At 70.5% G+C, this 769-nt stretch carries 1 pseudogene; it reads right to left on the reverse strand.

What is annotated here, in order from left to right:
* Nucleotides 1–769, reverse strand: a pseudogene (locus CCN29_RS36420) (glycoside hydrolase family 38 N-terminal domain-containing protein); the annotation flags it as partial.

A 769-nucleotide genomic window follows, 5' to 3' on the forward strand; every position in this document is an offset into this window, starting at 1 on the left:
GCCGGGCAGGATGTCGTGGAACTGGTGCAGCAGCACCGTCTTCCAGATCCGGTCCAGGTCGGCGTACGGGTAGGGGAAGCCGGTGCGCACGGCGGCGGTGGCCGCCCACAGCTCGGCCTCCCGCAGGAGGTGTTCGCTGCGCCGGTTGCCCTGCTTGGTGCCGGCCTGGCTGGTGAGCGTGGCGCGGTGCAGTTCGAGGTACAGCTCGCCGACCCACACGGGCGGTTCTGGGTTCTCCGCCTCGGCCTTGGCGAAGAACGCGGACGGGGTCTCCCAGGTGACCGTGGCCGATCCCTCGAGGTCGCGGAGCCGGGCGGCNNTCGCGGGTGGTGCCGCCGCCCCCGTCGCCCCAGCCGGTGGGCGCGAGGGAGTGCCGGGCTGTGCCCTTGTCCTTGAAGTTGCGTACGGCGTGGGCGATCTCGGCGCCGCGCATGGAGCAGTTGTAGGTGTCGACGGGCGGGAAGTGGGTGTAGATCCGGGTGCCGTCGATGCCCTCCCAGCGGAAGGTGTGGTGCGGGAAACTGTTGGTGCGGGACCAGGAGATCTTCTGCGTGAGCAGGTACCTGGAGCCGGCGGCCCTGATGATCTGCGGCAGTCCGGCGGCGAAGCCGAAGGTGTCCGGCAGCCAGGCCTCGTCGTTGTCGACGCCGAACTCGTCGAGGAAGAACCGCTTGCCGTGGACGAACTGCCGGGCCATGGCCTCGGATCCGGGCATGTTGGTGTCGGACTCCACCCACATGCCGCCGGCCGGCACGAACCGCCCGTCCGC

The organism is Streptomyces pseudogriseolus (genome assembly GCA_002154585.1).
Classification (GTDB): Bacteria; Actinomycetota; Actinomycetes; order Streptomycetales; family Streptomycetaceae; genus Streptomyces; species Streptomyces pseudogriseolus.